Here is a 17,617-nt window from a genome sequence, read left to right on the forward strand (position 1 = left end):
CCTAGCTACCCCTATTATCAAGCCAAATTACAGTCGCCCAACGGGAGCGTAGTGCTCCCGAACCACAGGCGATTATTTACGAGCTGCTTTGAAAGCTTCAGCCATTGCATTACTAATAACAGCATCATCTTGTTTGTTCAAGTTAGCCATTACTTCTTTCTCTTCAGCTTCGTCTTTCGCTTTGATAGACAGGCTGATGGTGCGGTTCTTACGATCCACGCCCATGAACTTGGCTTCAACAGCTTGACCTACTGTGAATTCCTCAGAAGCATCTTCGATACGTTCACGAGAAATGTCAGCTACACGGATGTAACCTTCAACAGAATCAGCCAATTCAACAGTCACACCTTTAGCGTCAACAACAGTAACGGTACCGTGAACGATAACGCCTTTCTTCTTGTCAGCTAAGTATGCATTGAATGGATCGTCTTCAGTCTGCTTAACGCCCAGGCTGATACGCTCGCGCTCAGGATCAACAGACAGAACCACTGCAGTGATTTCGTCGCCTTTCTTGTATTCGCTTACTGCGTCTTCGCCAGTACCGTTCCAGGTAATGTCAGACAGGTGAACCAGACCATCGATACCACCGTCAAGACCGATGAAGATACCGAAGTCAGTGATTGACTTGATCTTACCAGTTACTTTATCGCCTTTAGCGAAACGGTTTGCGAAATCATCCCATGGGTTAGTCTTACACTGCTTCAGACCCAGAGAAATACGACGACGCTCTTCATCGATGTCCAGAACCAGAACTTCAACTTCATCACCTAAGTTAACAACTTTAGATGGGTGAATGTTCTTGTTAGTCCAATCCATTTCAGAAACGTGTACCAGACCTTCAACGCCTTCTTCGATTTCTACGAAGCAGCCATAGTCAGTCAGGTTAGTCACACGGCCTTTCAGCTTAGTGCTTTCTGGGTAACGCTTGCTGATTTCCAACCATGGATCTTCACCCAGTTGCTTCAGACCCAGAGAAACACGAGTGCGCTCACGATCGTACTTCAGTACTTTAACATTGATTTCATCACCAACGTTTACGATCTCAGATGGGTGCTTAACACGCTTCCAAGCCATATCGGTGATGTGCAACAGACCGTCTACACCGCCTAAGTCTACGAATGCACCGTAGTCAGTCAGGTTCTTAACGATACCCTTAACAGCTTGACCTTCTTGCAGGTTTTCAAGCAGAGCATCACGCTCAGCGCTGCTTTCAGATTCGATAACTGCACGACGAGAAACAACAACGTTGTTACGCTTCTGATCCAGCTTGATTACCTTGAATTCCAGCTCTTTGTTTTCCAGGTGAGCAGTGTCCCGTACAGGACGGACGTCAACCAGAGAACCAGGCAGGAACGCACGGATACCGTTTAATTCAACGGTGAAACCGCCTTTAACTTTACCATTGATGATACCAATAACAGTTTCAGCATCTTCATAGGCTTTTTCCAGAACGATCCAAGCTTCATGGCGCTTAGCTTTTTCGCGAGACAGTTGAGTCTCACCAAAGCCATCTTCAACGCTGTCCAGAGCTACATCAACTTCGTCGCCTACAGCGATTTCCAGTTCACCCTGTGCGTTTTTGAATTGCTCAGCTGGGATTGGGCTTTCAGATTTCAGGCCCGCGTCAACCAGTACCATGCCGTTCTTGATCGATACTACAGTACCACGAACGATAGAGCCTGGACGGAATTCCAGTTGTTGAAGGGATTGTTCAAACAGATCAGCAAAAGATTCAGTCATGTTTAATTAACTTTAAGTAATAAACCACGAGTCAACCATGAACGTGGAGTCAGTAATATAATTCATCACATCCTTATGATGAATACCTCCGATACCCGCGTTAAAGGCGCGTATCAGATAATTTTTCAACAATATGTTTGATAGCAATATCTAACACTTGTTCGATACCTAAACCGGTAGTATCAATAACCAACGCATCTTCTGCGGGTACTAACGGTGCGACAGCTCGATTCATATCACGCTCATCGCGCTCTATGATTTCTGCCAAAAGGCGATCGATATTACCATCGAAGCCTTTGTCCTGCAACTGATTATAGCGTCTTCGAGCACGCTCTTGTGCAGATGCAGTTAAATAAATTTTTGCGGGAGATTCGGGGAAAACAACTGTGCCCATATCTCGACCGTCTGCCACTAGACCTGGTGAGGTTCTAAAAGCGCGTTGGCGACGCAATAATGCTTCACGTACGCGAGGAAATGCGGCCACTTTAGAGGCTGCATTGGAGCACTCTTGGGTTCTAATGTCATTGGTGACATCTTCACCTTCGAGAACGACTTTAATGCCGTTGCTTCCATGCCCGGTTTGAAATTGCACATCAAGATGAGCGGCCAATAATGTGATGGCTTCTTCATTATCAAGTTCAACATTATGATGCATAGCCGCCAGTGCTAATACTCGATAAATTGCCCCACTATCCAGTAAGTGCCAACCTAATCGTTGTGCTAATAAGTGACAAATAGTACCTTTACCAGCACCACTTGGCCCGTCGACTGTAACTACAGGCGCTTGTTCTGACATATAATCCTCCAAAATTATCCACCCCTTCCCTGGTTTACTCACACCACTAGAGATATTCCCTGAAATGAGCGCGCAGCATTATATACCAGTTGACCGCAAAAGCTTGGGTAAATTTCAAAATGCGCCGTCAAATGATCATAAAACTTGCAGATTATGCCTAAAACCCTTGTATTTCAGGCACAAATAATTGTGATTAACTGCTGGTTAAACGCGCAAACTCGTTAAAATAGTCAGGAAATGTCTTGGAGGTACATTCTGGATCGTTAATGGTGATACCTTCGTTGGCAAAACTCAGCAACGAGAAGCACATTGCCATGCGATGATCATTATAAGTATCTATATTCGCAGTAGTTATCTTGGCAGGCGGTGTGATGCAAATATAGTCTTCGCCCTCTTCAATCAGCGCGCCAACTTTTCTTAATTCACACGCCATTGCCGCTAATCTGTCAGTTTCTTTTATGCGCCAATTATAAATATTGCGAAGACAGGTGGTTCCTTTCGCAAATAAAGCTGTGGTTGCTATGGTCATGGCAGCATCAGGAATATGATTCATATCCATATCAATAGCATGTAGGTTCGATCGTTTTGCAATAATAAAATCATCGCCCCACTCTATATCTGCGCCCATGGCAGCTAAGGCATCAGCAAACTTTATATCGCCTTGAATCGATAAACGCCCTACTCCTGTAACTTTAACCTCTCGTCCTGCAATCGCGCCCGCTGCCAAAAAATAAGACGCGGAAGAGGCATCCCCCTCAACTAGCACTTGCCCTGGTGACACATAGGTTTGCCCTGATAACACAGTAAAACGCTGATAGTTATCATTAGTGACAGTTACCCCAAATTTTTTCATTAAATCCAAGGTGATATCTATATAAGGTTTAGAGACTAAATCGCCGACTATGTTGATGATAACTGTCTCTTTGGCAAGGGGCGCAACCATTAGTAAGGCAGTTAAATATTGGCTTGATAAACTGCCGTCAATGGCCACGTTTCCACCATTTAGGCCTGTTGCTGTAATTTTTAGTGGTGGATAACCTGGACGTTTGAGATATTCAATATCAGCGCCTAACGCCCGTAAAGCGTCCACTAAATCGCCTATAGGGCGCTCTTCCATGCGCGGCTCGCCCACTAAAGTAAATTGCCCTGCGCCCAAGGTTAATGCCGCACATAATGGGCGCATGGCGGTACCAGCATTGCCTAAGAACAATTCTTGCGCTTGCTGACTATTAATACTCCCGCCTAAGCCCTTTATCTCGCATACGGTATTATTATTGCTAAGCGTAAAAGGTACGCCTAACTGGCGTAACGCATTTTGCATATGACGAATATCATCTGAATCAAGCAAGTTTGTAAGTCGTGTGGTACCACTGGCTAACGTTGCTAGCAGCAATGCCCGATTTGAAATACTTTTGGAGCCTGGAATATTGATTTCACCGGTAATGTCTTGAACTGGGGCTAAAAAAAGTTGATTCATAGAACTCTCATCTACTGGTACGGGTTAAAGAATTGTCCTTAGCGAACAGAGTTAATGACAAAGTCCTAATCAAGAGTACTCAGCCTATGCTTAAGTTACTTAACTAGCTTGATCATTCAAGTGATTTTTTATCTTGTTCGTCATTTTGGCGCGGATTTCATCAAGGCCCCCCATTTTTATGGCTAAAGCCATGGTTGCGCGTCGATAAAAGCAGATCTACTAATGATTTTGATGGCACTTTGCTTGTTACAAGCAACACAAATAAACAGCCAACGTCTGGTTGTTTGTTACTCTTGAGTCACTTAGGATAAGCACAAACACTGTGAGCCCAGCAAAATATCATCATTCAAATAAGGTAGATGGAACTATGTTTAACGCCCTTACACCAATGCCCGCCGATCCCATACTTGGCCTCTTAACTCAATATCGCCAAGATCCCAATCCGCTTAAGGTAGATTTAGGCGTTGGTGTTTATAAGGATGAAGCTGGTAACACCCCTATTTTGGCTACGGTCAAAATTGCAGAGCAATGGCGCACTGATAATGAACAAAGTAAGGTCTATATCGGCCCAACAGGCTCAGCGCCATTTAATCAATTAATGACTGAGTTAGCCTTGGGAAATGATCATAGTGCTCTCATGGCTAATCGCATTCGTACCGTGTCAACCCCAGGGGGGACAGGGGCGTTAAAAGTTGCTGCCGATTTAATTGAGCGTTTACGCCCAGGCGCAACCATCTATGTTAGTGATCCCACCTGGGCTAATCATACCGGTTTATTTGCTACTGCTGGCTTAACGGTTCGCACTTACCCCTATTATGATTTTGCCAATAAAGGCATACGTTTTGAAGACATGTTGGCTGCGTTAGAGCTTGTAGGCGAGCAAGATGTGGTATTACTGCATGGTTGCTGTCATAACCCCAGCGGCGCCGATTTAACCAACGAGCAATGGGACAAAGTGGTTGACGTTGCCCGTCGCCGTGGCTTTCTGCCATTAATCGATTTAGCTTATCAAGGCTTTGGTAGCGGACTTGATGAAGATGCTTATGGCGTGCGTAAAATGGCTGCGGCGGTTGATGAAATGCTGTTATGCACTTCATGCTCAAAGAATTTTGGCCTATATCGCGAGCGGATTGGTAGCTGCAGTATTATGGCTAAAACGTCACAAGCTGCCGATACGGCCTTATCTATCATGCTATATGTGATCCGCTGTATTTACTCTATGCCACCGGCTCATGGCGCGGCGCTAGTTGAGACTATTTTAGGGTCGCAAGCATTATCAGCGCAGTGGCAGCAAGAAGTCGCAGTGATGCGCGAGCGAATTAATGGCAACCGTGAGTTACTGGTAGCAAAATTGCACCAGCTTCAAACCGCAAAAGATTTCAGTTTCATCGCAAATGAAAAAGGGATGTTTAGCTTTTTGGGGTTAACGCCTGTGCAAGTGAAGCAATTAACTGCAGACTATAGCGTCTATATGGTCGACTCTAGCCGCATTAGCATTGCAGGTATCAACCAAAGCAACATTGATTATCTGGCTAAATCTATTACCGCTGTGTTGTAGTGAATAACTAACTAGGTTTGAAGTTTGAAGTTTGAAGTTTGAAGTTTGAAGTTTGAAGTTTGAAGTTTGAAGTTTGAAGTTCAATACGAAACCGCTAATCCATAAAAATAACAACAAAAAAGCGAATGATAACATTCGCTTTTTTTATGGCTTTAACTTAAGGTCCTAAATGTCGTAGCCGCTTATATTAACGGCTGCGACTGATATTGACGCTAGCTGTTGATGTAGTTTTAAGCCTTATTATCGCTTGCAAAGCGCGTCATAAATTCAACCAAAGCCTCTACCCCAGCAAGCGGCATAGCATTGTAAATACTCGCGCGCATCCCACCTACGATTCTATGACCTTTAAGTGCTAACAAGCCCTGAGCTTGCGCTTGTTGTAAAAACGCGGCGTTGAGTGATTCATCATTCAATGCAAAGGTCACGTTCATGCGCGAGCGATTAGCAGGAGCGACACGGTTAATGTACAAGTCAGAATTGTCGATACCCGCGTAAAGGCACTGAGCTTTGGCTTCATTGACAGCCTCAATGGCGGCAACACCACCTTGCGCTAACAGCCACTTAAATACTTCGCCAGCTAAATACCAGGCATAAGTCGGCGGCGTGTTATACATGGAGTCATAATCACGGGCTAAGCGATAATCCATAATGGCGGGTTGCGCCAGCGCAGGTAAGGCTAATAAATCACTGCGAACAATCACAATGGCAAGGCCAGATGGACCAATATTCTTTTGCGCGCCAGCGTAGATCAAGCCATAGCGACTGACATCAATACTGCGTGACAATAAACACGATGACATATCAGCCACCACAGGCCATGGGCTGTTTATTTCATCAAAAATTTCGATACCATCAACGGTTTCATTAGGGCAATAATGTAAATAGCGATACTCATTGGTCGCATCAAAGCTTGGAATAATAACTTGTTTACGGCCATTTACTTCTTCAACTACAGGGATAATATCTATGGCATCAGCCCCTGTTAGGGTTACTGCTTCTGCAGCGGCAGCATCTGACCACTGACCTGAGACCAGATAACAAGCGCGGCCATTATTGCCAAGAAAATTATTCACAACAGCTGAAAATTGACCACGACCACCACCATGCATAAACAACACATGATAGTTATCTGGAATAGTGAGTAACTGGCGTAAATCCGCTTCCGTCTGTTTTGCCATGGCAATAAACTCAGGGCTGCGATGGCTGATTTCCATGACAGACACACCCAGTCCCTGCCAATCACACATTTCAGCTTGCGCCTTTTGCATCACAGTTGCAGGCAACATGGCTGGCCCTGCACAAAAGTTATAGATGGGATCCAACTCAGCTCTCCTTGTTATTGATAGCAATGATTATTTTATTAATGAACAACAAATTTTATGATAAAAAAGGCGTCCCATGGGACGCCTAATTATTACTCTTCGTGGCTGATATCGACTTCAGCGTCGGTATCTGGCGTTTGTACTTCTTCGCCATCCACATCCTCAATCACATCTTCTTCATCGAATTCTGATTGCGGGATTTCATCAATACGTTGTAAGCCAACGACTTGCTCTTCATCGGCGACACGGATAATGCGTACACCTTGAGTGTTACGACCAATCACAGATACACCAGAAGCAGGAGTACGTACTAAAGTACCCTTGTTGCTGATCAACATGATTTCATCGTTATCACCGACTTGAACAGCACCAACAACAGCGCCATTACGCTCGCTCACCTTAATCGAGACCACGCCTTTAGTCGCACGGCTCTTAGCAGGGTATTCGCTCAATGCGGTACGCTTACCAAAACCATTCTCGGTCACAGTTAAAATATCGCCATCGGCCTTAGGCACAATCAGAGATACTACTTTTTGACCTTCTTCAAGACGGATACCACGAACACCAGTAGCGGTACGACCCATAGGACGGATCGACAGCATTTCTTCGCCGGTTTCTGGGTCAATCTTCACTTCGCCAGTTTCAGAGTCGCGGGCTTTCTCGTTAAAGCGTACTACCTTACCTTCATCAGAGAACAACATAATGTCGTTACTGCCATCGGTAATGTCGACACCAATTAACTGATCACCATCTTTAAGATTAACGGCAATAATACCGTTAGCACGTGGACGGCTGTATTCAGTTAACGCTGTCTTCTTCACAGTACCGTGGGCGGTTGCCATGATGATGTACTTGTCTTGTGCGTATTCACGTACTGGCAGAATAGCAGTGATACGTTCGCCATCTTGCAGCGGCAGAATATTGATAATTGGCTTGCCACGAGCAGTACGGCTAGCCAGTGGTAATTGATATACCTTCAACCAATACATCTTACCAAAGTCAGAGAAGCATAAAATGGTATCGTGGGTGTTGGCCACTAATAGCTTTTCAACGAAATCTTCATCTTTCACTTTAGTCGCGGCTTTACCTTTACCACCACGGCGCTGAGCTTGATAGTCAGTCAGTGGTTGATACTTGGCATAGCCTAAGTGCGATAAGGTAACGACTACGTCTTCTTCGTTGATCAAATCTTCAAGGCTAATATCGATAGCAGAAGCGTTGATTTCTGAGCGGCGCGCATCACCAAACTGCTCTTTAACTTCTAGCAGTTCTTCTTTAATCACTTCCATCAAACGCTCTGGGCTGCGCAAAATCAGTAATAATGCAGCGATGATGTCTAACAGCTCTTCGTATTCACTTAATATCTTTTCGTGTTCAAGACCCGTTAAGCGGTGCAGGCGTAACTCAAGAATCGCTTGGGCTTGCTGTTCAGTCAGATAATATAAGCCATCACGAATACCGTATTCAGGCTCTAACCATTCTGGACGGGCAGCGTCATCACCAGCCTTTTCTAACATGCCTTGCACATTACCCAGTTCCCAACCTTGGCTAATTAACTTAGCTTTAGCGTCTGCTGAGGTTGGCGAGGCTTTGATCAGGGCAATGATTGGATCTATGTTAGCTAAGGCAATGGCCAGCGCTTCCAAGATATGAGCGCGATCACGGGCTTTGCGTAATTCAAACACAGTGCGGCGTGTCACCACTTCACGGCGATGCAGAATAAAGGCTTCTAGCATTTCTTTCAGGTTGAATAACTTCGGCTGACCGTTGATCAAGGCCACCATGTTAATACCGAAAGACGTTTGCATTTGAGTCTGTGAGTACAGGTTGTTTAATACGACCTCGCCCACTTCACCGCGCTTAATCTCAACCACAATACGCATACCGTCTTTATCAGACTCGTCACGTAAGCCGCTGATCCCTTCAATCTTTTTATCTTTTACTAGCTCGGCGATTTTTTCAATCAAACGGGCTTTGTTCACTTGATACGGAATTTCGTGAACTATGATGCGCTCGCGACCGTTTTCATCGGTTTCCACTTCAGCGCGTGAACGCATGATAACTTTGCCACGGCCAGTACGATAGGCTTCTTCAATGCCTCGACGACCGTTAATGATGGCAGCAGTTGGGAAATCTGGGCCTGGAATATATTCCATGATTTGCTCAATTGGCAATTCAGGCTCTTCGATTAACGCAAGACAAGCACTCACAACTTCATTGAGGTTATGTGGCGGAATGTTAGTGGCCATACCTACCGCAATGCCTGATGAACCATTGATTAATAGGTTCGGAATGCGGGTTGGCATCACTTCAGGAATAAATTCAGTGCCATCATAGTTAGGCACAAAATCGACAGTTTCTTTCTCAAGATCGGCCAGTAATTGATGCGCTAACTTATCCATACGGATTTCGGTATAACGCATTGCTGCTGCGGCGTCGCCATCAACAGAACCAAAGTTACCTTGACCATCAACTAAGGTGTAACGCATGGAGAAGTTTTGGGCCATACGTACAATAGTGTCGTAAACAGCGATATCACCATGAGGGTGATATTTACCGATCACGTCACCAACTACACGAGCAGATTTTTTATAAGGTTTGTTCCAGTCGTTTTTCAGTTCACTCATGGCAAACAATACGCGACGGTGAACAGGTTTTAACCCGTCACGCACGTCTGGCAATGCCCGGCCTACGATGACGCTCATGGCGTAATCCAGGTACGATGTTTTTAATTCGTCTTCAATATTAATTGGCGAAATAGATGAAGCCAGATCAGTCATAAACTGCTCGTTCCCCTGAAAATAATGCTGGCCCGAGTTGACACCCAAAATGGCGCAGCTTTAAACATGATTTGGCATTCTAACACAGTTATTTATTGCCGCCAGACCTAGCTTGCAATCAAATGGGATATCACAGCGAAAGTGCTCAAAAAGGCTGCAATCGAATAAAAGCAATACCTTAGGCGTTATTTTTTAGTCAGTCATCAACGGCGGCTTTTATGGATAATGATGAAATCTGTCACAATGCCTTTATGCTTTAGTGTTTTCGCGTCACAAAAGCTGAGTATAATGGCGTGTCACTTTTATTCGGATGGGAAGTCCATGGAAACCAATCAAAATGTAGATCTTAATGAAATTGCCAAGTTTGAACGTATGGCGGCTAATTGGTGGGACCCAACGGGTGATTTCAAACCATTACACCAATTTAATCCATTGCGATTAAATTACATTGACCTCAATAGTCATGGCTTATTTGGCAAGCAAGTATTAGATGTGGGCTGTGGTGGCGGCATTTTGTCTGAAAGTATGGCGCGCCTTGGCGCTAAAGTGACTGGCATTGATATGGGCGAAGAGCCACTTGAGGTTGCTAAGTTACATGCGCTGGAAATGGGCGTTAGCGTTGATTATCAACGCATGACAGCCGAGCAGCACAGTTTAGATCATCAGCAACATTATGATGTCATCACTTGCATGGAAATGCTTGAACATGTGCCAGATCCGCAATCTGTGATTAAAGCGTGCTGCGACATGGTTAAACCTAATGGTTATGTGTTTTTCTCAACCATTAATCGCAATATTCGCTCCTATATAGAAACCATAGTTGGTGCTGAATATGTGCTAAGAATGCTGCCAAAGGGCACCCATGAACATAGCAAATTCATTCGCCCGTCCGAATTAATTGCCATGATAGACAATACCGATTTGATTTGTGAAGGCTGTAGCGGGGTAACCTACAATCCAATCTCTGGGATTTTCCGCTATACCGACAGCTTAGAAGTTAACTATATGCTGGTATGCCATAAGGCTTAATGGTGAATTGTCCTCAGATAAAAGCAGTGCTGTTTGATTTAGATGGCACCATTGTTGATACCGCGCCCGATCTGGTTGCGGCTTTAAACTTAGCATTAAACGATGCAGGTTTAGCGCCGGCACCCTATCAGCAAGTAAAAAGCGCTGCGTCGCACGGGTCAATGGCATTAGTGAATGCGGCGGCGCCCCATCTTCAGCAAGGTGAAAAACTTGCCATTCAGCACGATTTATTACAGCACTACCAGCGCATTAATGGCCAATACAGTGAGTTTTTCGAGGGTATGGAGCACTTAATCCACACTTTAACCACGCTTGGGATACCGCAAGGCATAGTCACTAATAAACATGCGCGCTTTAGTCGTCCCTTGTGTCAGCACTTAAATCTGACCGTAACTATGCAAGCTATTGTCAGTGGCGATTCCTGCCTGCAGCCTAAACCGCATCCAGCGCCTATGTTACTAGCTGCGTCACAACTTGGATGCCGACCCGAACACATTCTTTATCTTGGCGATGCCGCGCGGGATATGGAAGCTGCGGTTAATGCCGGCATGATCCCGGCGCTCGCCTTGTGGGGCTATTTAGGTGATGAGGATCATCACTCGTGGCCGAGCCGATTACAGTTTAATCACCCTCAAGAACTCGAGCATTTTTTACAACTAAACCTTAGCCAATAGCGATCATTTTTAGATCAGCTCAAGCGCTCGGATTGGTCATTTTAGTGGCGGTTAATTCGCTTTAAATTTTCGGCTTTTTTTCGGGGTTTTAAAGTTATTCACCGCACAGTTCAGCAATAATTCAGGTTTAGGGTTAGTCACCACTAACCCCAAATTCTACCCCCACCTTATCCACAAGAAACCCCCAACTTATAGTGCTTGCAAATAGCCATTAACCTCATTATCTTGTACCTCAAGTTCCAAAATACACCCATATGTTGTGTGTTCAGTTAAAAAGACACCACAAGATAAATACTGGATTTTTTTGTCCTGTAGTAGTTTTCTCCTCGGTTCTGAACGGCAAATGGATTTGTTTACCTCGCAACAATATATGTATTTTATTAATCAAAATTTCAAGGCTAATCGTTAATGAACAGCAATATGACAGTCACAAAACGCAGTGGTGAACGTGAGAACATAGATCTCGACAAGATCCACAGAGTGATCACCTGGGCAGCAAAAGGACTTCACAATGTCTCGGTATCTGAGGTGGAACTACGTTCTCACCTACAGTTTTTTGACGGCATTCCAACGGAAGCCATTCATGAAACCATTATCAAGGCCGCCGCAGATTTAATCTCTCCAGAATCGCCTGATTACCAATTTTTGGCAGCGCGTTTGGCCATTTTCCATTTGCGCAAAAAAGCTTATGGTCAATTTGAGCCACCTAAGCTTTATAACCATATCGTTAAGCTGGTTGAGCTCGGTAAATATGACGCTCACATCTTAAATGACTATAGCCGTGAAGAAATTGATATCCTCGATGGCTATGTGGATCACTGGCGTGACATGAACTTCTCCTATGCTGCCGTTAAGCAGCTTGAGGGCAAGTATTTAGTTCAGAACCGTGTAACAGGAGAAGTTTATGAAAGCACTCAGTTTTTATACATACTGGTTGCTGCCTGTTTATTCGCTGAATATCCAAAAGAGACTCGCTTAACTTACATCAAGAGTTTTTATGATGCGGTATCGACTTTTAAGATTTCACTGCCAACGCCAATCATGTCAGGCGTGCGCACTCCTACCCGTCAGTTCAGCTCATGTGTACTGATTGAGTGTGGTGATAGCTTAGATTCAATTAACGCCACTGCGTCATCCATTGTTAAGTATGTTAGTCAGCGCGCTGGTATCGGCATTAACGCCGGCCGTATTCGCGCCTTAGGTAGTTCAATTCGTGGCGGTGAAGCTTTCCATACCGGTTGCTTACCTTTTTATAAGTATTTTCAAACTGCGGTTAAGTCATGTTCACAAGGTGGCGTTCGCGGCGGCGCAGCGACCCTCTTCTACCCTATGTGGCACTTAGAAGTGGAATCCCTACTGGTACTTAAAAACAACCGCGGCGTTGAAGAAAACCGTGTTCGTCACTTAGACTACGGCGTACAAATTAACAAGCTGATGTATACCCGTTTAGTTAAAGGCGAGCACATTAGCCTATTTAGCCCATCGGATGTACCTGGCTTATACGACGCTTTCTTTGAAGATCAAGACGAGTTTGAGCGTTTATATCTTAAGTACGAGCAAGATGCTGCTATCCGTAAGCGCCAAATTCGCGCGGCTGACTTGTTTTCATTGATGATGCAAGAGCGTGCGTCTACTGGTCGTATTTACATTCAAAACGTCGATCATTGTAATACCCACAGCCCATTCGACTCAAAAGTAGCGCCAATTCGCCAATCAAACTTATGTTTGGAAATTGCGTTGCCAACTAAGCCAATGACCAATATCGATGATACCAATGGCGAAATCGCCCTGTGTACCTTATCGGCATTAAACTTAGGCGCGATTGAAAGTCTGGATGAGTTAGAAGGGTTAGCTGATTTAGCCGTTCGCGCATTAGATAACTTGCTTGATTATCAAGATTATCCAATTAAGGCCGCTGAATTGGCGTCAATGAATCGCCGAACTTTAGGTATAGGCGTCATTAACTTTGCCAATTATTTAGCCAAGAATAACTTAAAGTACTCTGATGGCAGTGCTAATGCCCTCACCCACAGAACTTTTGAAGCTATTCAGTTCTATTTGCTTAAAGCATCTATGTTATTGGCTAAAGAAAAAGGCGCTTGTCCATTATTCCATGAGACGACTTACTCTCAAGGTATTTTGCCAATCGATACCTACAAGCGTGATTTAGACGTTATTTGCAGCGAACCATTACACCTTGATTGGGAAAGCTTACGCCAAGACATAGTCAAGCATGGCTTACGTAACTCGACCTTATCAGCGTTAATGCCATCAGAAACTTCATCGCAAATTTCTAACGCGACTAATGGTATTGAACCACCACGAGGCCTTATCAGCGTTAAAGCCAGTAAAGATGGACAGCTGAAGCAAGTAGTGCCTGATTTTGACCAATTACGTGATAAGTATGAGTTGTTATGGCAAATGCCATCGAACGAAGGTTATCTGCAATTAGTCGGCATTATGCAAAAGTTTGTTGACCAAGCGATTTCAGCCAACACAAACTATGACCCAGCTAAATTTGACAGTCACAAGGTACCGATGAAATTGCTGTTAAAGGATTTGCTCACTACCTATAAACTCGGTATTAAAACCCTGTATTATCATAACACTCGTGATGGTGCTTCTGATAAATACGACGACATCTCTAGCGTTGAAGCTGAAGATGATGGTTGTGCCGGTGGCGCGTGTAAAATTTAACTTTATTTGCTAGATGGGGCCTTAACGGCCCCTTTGATTGGGATCCCTATAATGGCTTACAGCACTTTTTGTCAAACTCCGAATGATGCGACTAAAGAACCTATGTTCTTTGGCCAACCTGTCAACGTTGCCCGTTACGACATTCAAAAATATGAAGTTTTTGAACGCCTGATTGAAAAGCAGTTATCGTTTTTCTGGCGTCCTGAAGAAGTCGACGTTAGCCGTGACAACATAGATTTTGGTAAATTGCCGGATCACGAACAACATATCTTCTTGTCTAACCTTAAGTACCAAACCTTATTAGACTCGATTCAAGGTCGTTCGCCAAACGTGGCATTTTTGCCCTTGGTATCACTGCCAGAGTTAGAAACTTGGATTGAAACTTGGTCATTCTCTGAAACCATTCATTCACGGTCATACACTCATATCATTCGTAACATCACCAATGATCCAGCCAAGATCTTTGATGATATTTTGGTAAATAAAGAGATTTTAAAGCGCGCTGGCGATATTTCTGATTTTTACGATACCTTAATTCGTCAAACTCAAGCCTATGAATTGCATGGTGAAGGCACTCACCTGATCGATGGAAAAGAAGTCACCATCAGCAGACGTGCACTCAAAAAATCACTGTATTTATGCATGATGGCGGTGAACGCCCTTGAAGCTATTCGTTTCTATGTCAGCTTTGCTTGCTCATTTGCCTTTGCTGAACGCCGCTTAATGGAAGGCAACGCTAAAATCATTCGCTTAATTGCTCGTGATGAAGCGCTCCACTTAAATGGTACCCAGCATATTATTAAACTGATGCAAGCGGGTAAAGATGACCCTGAAATGGGTGAAATTGCCATTGAATCTATGTCTGAATGCTATGACATCTTCCTGCGCGCCGCTGAACAAGAAAAAGAATGGGCTAAGTATCTGTTTAAAGATGGCTCTATGATTGGTCTTAATGAGCAAATTCTTTGTCAATATGTGGAATTCATCACTAACGAACGGATGCGCTCAGTGAACTTACCGCAGCCTTATGCTGAACAGTCGAATCCACTGCCGTGGATGAAAAACTGGTTAGAAAGTGATGCGGTGCAAGTTGCCCCACAAGAAGTTGAAGTATCATCCTACTTAGTAGGACAAATCGATGCCGCCCTCGATGACAAAGACTTCCTCGACTTCGATCTTTAACAAAGATCCTATTATCAGCCTTCAAGGTCAGCCGACGTTATTATTTACCTCGGCGCATCAGACCTTGTTGGCTGCGCTAGAAGCTAAGCAAGTGGCAATTTTTTCTGAGTGTCGCAGCGGCTATTGTGGCGCGTGTAAGACGCGGGTGTTAAGTGGTCAAGTAGACTATATTACCCCGCCATTGGCGCAATTACGCCCCGATGAATGCTTGCCTTGTTGCTGTCGACCGCTCACGAATGTCAATCTGGATTTATCCAGTGTCGGCGTCAAAGTTATTCGTAAACGCCATTATCCAGGCCTTGATTTATGCAAACTGTCCAGTGCTGACAAGCGTAATAAAATGGTTTCAGAAGGTATCGACAAGACTTAATAAATGTCGATTATTGCAGCAAGTTAACTTAGAAACCGCGATTTTCATTCCCCAAATGGCCTTTTTATAGTATAAGCATCCTCATTATTGTTCGAGTGGAACCACCATGTCTGATAAATTCTTTTTTAAAGGCCGTAAAACGCCTAAGCCTCAATATGGCGAAAGCGGTTATAACACCAAGCGCACCTTAAAACCTGGCACTGACGTCAATCCATTAGTGTTAGTGGTTGCTGATGAAGCAAGACAGCAACAAGTTCAACAACTGTTGGATGAGCATAAATTAATAGGTTTAATTACTATTGATGCAACTCAAGCTGAAGATATCCGTCAGTTAGATGTGATTATCAACAAGCCTACCACGCAAACAGTTGATGCCAAGCCTAACCGTAATGAGCCTTGCCCATGTGGCAGTAAGCAAAAATACAAAAAGTGCTGCGGCGCTAACTAATAAAAAAGCATTGCCTCGGCAATGCTTTTTTATTGGCATCCTTTAAAAGTGAATTTATCTATAAGCCCTCCAAAGTAGACAACAATAAAAAGCCCAGCAACGGCTGGGCTCATTTCCAAATAGCTATTACATTAAAGTTCGATATCAATCCACACTAAACGATGATCTGATGATACATCCTTGCCTTTGCCATATCTCCCAATGCGTTCATCATTGACTAACTTGTAATTGTCATCAGAACTGATTGGCCAAAAGATGCCGGAATCAGTGACATTGAGATCAACCGATGGCGTCACATGATCGACTCGTAAGCCAAAGGTACTGGTGATCATCTCAGGATACGGGGACGATGCAATATCTTTGCGACATTCACCGCTTGATAAACATTCTGGGCCGCCAAAGCTCTTAGGAGCATAAATGCCAGTGCTAGCGTAGTGATTAACTTTAGCGTGGTTTAATAAGGCGCGAATAGCCGTTAAATCGCCATCACCATTTTCTGGATCAGCGTTTAAATCACCCAGGACGACAAACGATTCGCCATTAGCTAAACCACCTACTAAGCCTTTATCATCATAGATATAAGCGCCCTGTTCACCACCTGCCACATAATCTACCCAAAAACGGACCTCATCAGCATTTTTAACGACGTTATAAGGCGCTTCAACTCCTTTATCAAACACAGGTGGCGTTGGATGAGACATCAATAAATGAATGGTTTTATCACCACTAGCAGTTTTAATCGTTACAGGAGCATCAACATGGTTTTTAGACGATAATGGGATCTGTTCCCATTCATCCTTGCTATACCAAAAATCATCAGCACACCAAGTGGCAGTATTATCAGGCTTACAATTAACAGCAATGTTCTTAGCGCCAGTCATATCCTTCCATTTAAATTCCTGGAAAGTTCGAACCTTATCATGCTCAATCGGATATTGTGATAACAAACCGAAAGCATATTGACCGTGGTAAAAACCAAAGCCCCAACCGTCACCTGGGCTAGTAGTTTTGCCATCATTATCTAAATCTAAACCAGAAGCTAAACCCGTATTGGTGGCATAATTGCCAGTGAATGGATAATTAATTGGCAATAAATCAGCTTTTCCACCAGCGCCAAGGCTACTTTGTGGTACCGCTAAATAATTTATACGAAAGCCATTTAACGCTTTCATATCTTTGCCAGAACCATCGTTATTAAACTCAGCCGCCATTAATACAGCCGGTCGTTGAGTTTGAATAATCGCTGCCACGTTTCGTATTTGAATAACTTTCGCAGCAACAGCCATCTCCGCTTCAGTTAGGTTCTTTTTTAAGTAACCTTCGACCAACTGCTGTTGTTTGGCTGGAGCTATGGCCATTTCTGCAGCTAACTCTTGATAACTCGCACGATCGAAAGATAGATTAAATGCACCAATTCTGAGGGTTTGTGATTCAGTGTCTGGTGTTGTCGGGTAGTAATTATTTGTTTCGTCGTTACAACCCGCAAGAAGTGCAATAGTGATGGCTGCCGCAGCAGTAGATTTTAAGAATGTCATGTTATCAAC

The 17,617-nt window shown here is 44.0% G+C and carries 13 protein-coding genes; 7 read left to right on the forward strand and 6 right to left on the reverse strand.

Going from position 1 to position 17,617, the window contains the following annotated elements; translation table 11 throughout:
- Positions 1–72: 72 nt before the first annotated feature.
- From rpsA to aroA, 3 genes are all read right to left on the reverse strand, one after another.
- Positions 73–1,740, reverse strand: a complete 1,668-nt coding sequence (gene rpsA, locus FJQ87_RS10895) for a 30S ribosomal protein S1 (protein WP_140932650.1) — start codon at positions 1,738–1,740, stop codon at positions 73–75.
- Positions 1,741–1,840: 100 nt separating this feature from the next.
- Positions 1,841–2,536: a (d)CMP kinase gene (gene cmk, locus FJQ87_RS10900; protein WP_140932651.1), complete on the reverse strand. Its 696-nt coding sequence runs from the start codon at positions 2,534–2,536 to the stop codon at positions 1,841–1,843.
- Positions 2,537–2,729: 193 nt separating this feature from the next.
- On the reverse strand, positions 2,730–4,013 hold the full coding sequence (gene aroA, locus FJQ87_RS10905) for a 3-phosphoshikimate 1-carboxyvinyltransferase (protein ID WP_140932652.1): 1,284 nt from the start codon (positions 4,011–4,013) through the stop codon (positions 2,730–2,732).
- A gap of 367 nt (positions 4,014–4,380) precedes the next feature.
- Here aroA and FJQ87_RS10910 point away from each other — a divergent pair, with 367 nt between their 5' ends.
- Positions 4,381–5,571, forward strand: coding sequence for an amino acid aminotransferase (locus FJQ87_RS10910; protein ID WP_140932653.1), 1,191 nt, complete (start codon positions 4,381–4,383; stop codon positions 5,569–5,571).
- A 230-nt stretch (positions 5,572–5,801) separates the two neighbouring features.
- Here the strand turns inward: FJQ87_RS10910 and serC are convergent, their stop codons facing one another.
- Together serC and gyrA are read right to left on the reverse strand one after the other, a co-directional pair.
- Positions 5,802–6,893 carry a 3-phosphoserine/phosphohydroxythreonine transaminase gene (serC, locus tag FJQ87_RS10915; protein ID WP_140932654.1) on the reverse strand — a complete coding sequence of 364 codons (1,092 nt, stop codon included), beginning with the start codon at positions 6,891–6,893 and terminating at the stop codon, positions 5,802–5,804.
- A gap of 92 nt (positions 6,894–6,985) precedes the next feature.
- The gene (gene gyrA / locus FJQ87_RS10920) at positions 6,986–9,673 is read right to left on the reverse strand and encodes a DNA gyrase subunit A (protein WP_140932655.1); all 2,688 of its coding nucleotides are present in this window, start codon (positions 9,671–9,673) and stop codon (positions 6,986–6,988) included.
- Positions 9,674–9,994: 321 nt separating this feature from the next.
- On the opposite strand from gyrA, the gene ubiG reads away from it, so the two are divergent.
- From ubiG to FJQ87_RS10950, 6 genes are all read left to right on the forward strand, one after another.
- The gene (gene ubiG, locus FJQ87_RS10925; protein ID WP_140932656.1) at positions 9,995–10,702 is read left to right on the forward strand and encodes a bifunctional 2-polyprenyl-6-hydroxyphenol methylase/3-demethylubiquinol 3-O-methyltransferase UbiG; all 708 of its coding nucleotides are present in this window, start codon (positions 9,995–9,997) and stop codon (positions 10,700–10,702) included.
- Between the two features lie 2 nt (positions 10,703–10,704).
- On the forward strand, positions 10,705–11,376 hold the full coding sequence (locus FJQ87_RS10930; RefSeq protein ID WP_140934083.1) for an HAD-IA family hydrolase: 672 nt from the start codon (positions 10,705–10,707) through the stop codon (positions 11,374–11,376).
- A 408-nt stretch (positions 11,377–11,784) separates the two neighbouring features.
- The gene (gene nrdA / locus FJQ87_RS10935; protein ID WP_140932657.1) at positions 11,785–14,073 is read left to right on the forward strand and encodes a class 1a ribonucleoside-diphosphate reductase subunit alpha; all 2,289 of its coding nucleotides are present in this window, start codon (positions 11,785–11,787) and stop codon (positions 14,071–14,073) included.
- Positions 14,074–14,124: 51 nt separating this feature from the next.
- Positions 14,125–15,255 (forward strand): class Ia ribonucleoside-diphosphate reductase subunit beta, encoded by a 1,131-nt coding sequence (gene nrdB, locus FJQ87_RS10940; protein WP_140932658.1) that lies wholly within the window; start codon positions 14,125–14,127, stop codon positions 15,253–15,255.
- Positions 15,224–15,625, forward strand: coding sequence for a class I ribonucleotide reductase maintenance protein YfaE (yfaE, locus tag FJQ87_RS10945; protein WP_140932659.1), 402 nt, complete (start codon positions 15,224–15,226; stop codon positions 15,623–15,625). The genes nrdB and yfaE overlap by 32 nt, the downstream gene beginning before the upstream one ends.
- Before the next feature lie 106 nt (positions 15,626–15,731).
- Positions 15,732–16,073, forward strand: a complete 342-nt coding sequence (locus FJQ87_RS10950; RefSeq protein ID WP_140932660.1) for a PBPRA1643 family SWIM/SEC-C metal-binding motif protein — start codon at positions 15,732–15,734, stop codon at positions 16,071–16,073.
- Between the two features lie 131 nt (positions 16,074–16,204).
- On the opposite strand, the gene FJQ87_RS10955 is transcribed toward FJQ87_RS10950, so the two are convergent.
- A complete protein-coding gene (locus FJQ87_RS10955) occupies positions 16,205–17,608 on the reverse strand; it encodes an endonuclease/exonuclease/phosphatase family protein (RefSeq protein ID WP_140932661.1) in 1,404 nt (467 codons plus the stop codon).
- Positions 17,609–17,617 lie beyond the last annotated feature (9 nt).

The organism is Shewanella sp. SNU WT4 (assembly GCF_006494715.1).
Classification (GTDB): Bacteria; Pseudomonadota; Gammaproteobacteria; order Enterobacterales; family Shewanellaceae; genus Shewanella.